Genomic DNA, 1,721 nt, shown 5'->3' on the forward strand with positions numbered 1-1,721 from the left:
CCCTGGGAGACCGGGGTGGCGGGGGAGGGGCAGTCGACCAGTGCGCGCTTCAGGTACTCGGTCTCGAGGACCTCGCGGAACCGTTCCACGCCCCAGTCCGCGACCAGGAACTTGAGCCGTGCCTTGGAGCGCAGTCGCCGGTAGCCGTAGTCGCGGAAGATCGACGCGACGCCCTCCCACGCATCGGCCACCTCGTCCAGCGGGATCCACACCCCCAGCTTCTGGGCGAGCATCGGGTTGGTCGAGAGTCCGCCGCCGACCCACATGTCGAAGCCGGGGCCGTGCTCGGGGTGGACGGTGCCGACGAAGGAGACGTCGTTGACCTCGGGGGCCACGTCGTGGCTGGGGTGCCCGGTCAGTGCGGTCTTGAACTTGCGGGGCAGGTTGGAGAACTCCGGGTTGCCGATCGCACGGGCCTTGATCTCGGCCAGCGCCGAGGAGCCGTCGATGATCTCGTCCTTGGCGATGCCGGCCACCGGCGAGCCCAGGAAGGGCCGGGGCGAGTCGCCGCACGCCTCGATGGTGATGAGGCCGACCGACTCGAGGCGCTCCCAGATCGCCGGGACGCTCTCGACCTCGATCCAGTGGTACTGGATGTTGTTGCGGTCGGTGATGTCGGCGGTGTTGCGTGCGTACGTCGTCGACGTCTCGCCCAGCGCCCGCAGCTGCTCCGGTCCCAGGACCTGGCCGTCGGTGCGCACCCGCATCATGAAGTAGCGGTCGTCGAGCTCCTCCTCCTCGAGCAGGGCGGTCTTGCCGCCGTCGAAGCCGGGAGCCCGCTGCGTGTAGAGCCCCATCCAACGGAAGCGCCCGCGCAGGTCGGCGGGGTCGATGGAGTCGAAGCCGCGCTTGGAGTAGATGTTCTCGATGCGTGCCCGGACGTTGAGGGGGTCGTCGTCCTTCTTGCTCTGCTCGTTCTTGTTCAGTGGCTCGGAGTAGCCGAGGGCCCATTGGCCCTCACCGCGCTTGCGGCGGACGGGCTTGGCGGGGGCTGCGGCGGAGCCGGCAGGAGCGGTCGGGGTGCTGGTCACGAGGTCGTGTCCTTCTTCGCTGAGGGCCGCGCGCGACGGTGGGCGCGGATGTGCAGGGGGCGGCGTGGTTCAGCGGTGCCAACACATCATGCTGCCGGTGCGCCCGAGGTCCACGTGGCGTCGGACCACGAGGAACTGGTGCGTGGCAGCAAGACTCATGTCAAGGAGTCTCAAGCCCCGGACACCCTCACCACAAGACGAAATCTCAGGATGAGAGACGACGCTCCACATAGTGAGACGCGGTCGCAGTCTCTAGGCGGGAGCGAGCCTCCGGTGCGTCCCAGGTCACACTCCCGGCCCGCTCACCTCGGGAAGCGGAGCACGACGGCCAGGCGGTCCGTGGAGACTCCGGCACCGGCGCGAAGCGGCAGGACGCGGCCCTCGCCCCCGGGCCTGCGCACGAGGGTGATCCGCGCCAGGACCAGGACGCTCCTCCCGGGAGCCAGGACGGGTGAGCGCCACCCCCGCGTGCTCACCGCATGACGGCGGTCGCGGCCGGCGACCCGGTAGCCCACGTCGATGGCGCCTCCGGCGAGCCGCGCCGGTCCGCGGAGCCGGATCCGGCCGGCGGCGGCGCCGGTGTTCGTGAGGCGCACGCGGACCCGGACCGTCGCGCCGGGGTGGTGCAGTCGGGCGATCGCCGTCTGCGCGGTCGGCGCGAGCTCCCCGGCCCCCACCCAGGTCCCCCCG

General features: G+C 71.0%; 2 protein-coding genes. Both read right to left on the reverse strand.

The annotated features are described in order from the left end of the window. On the reverse strand, nt 1–1,031 hold a 1,031-nt coding region (locus ACXJKL_RS20490; RefSeq protein WP_457208837.1), incomplete at its 3' end, for a nitrite/sulfite reductase. Nucleotides 1,032–1,333: 302 nt separating this feature from the next. Then, a partial coding sequence (locus ACXJKL_RS20495; RefSeq protein WP_457208838.1) for a hypothetical protein occupies nt 1,334–1,721 on the reverse strand: 388 nt, incomplete at its 5' end.

The organism is Nocardioides sp. P5_C9_2 (assembly GCF_054049555.1).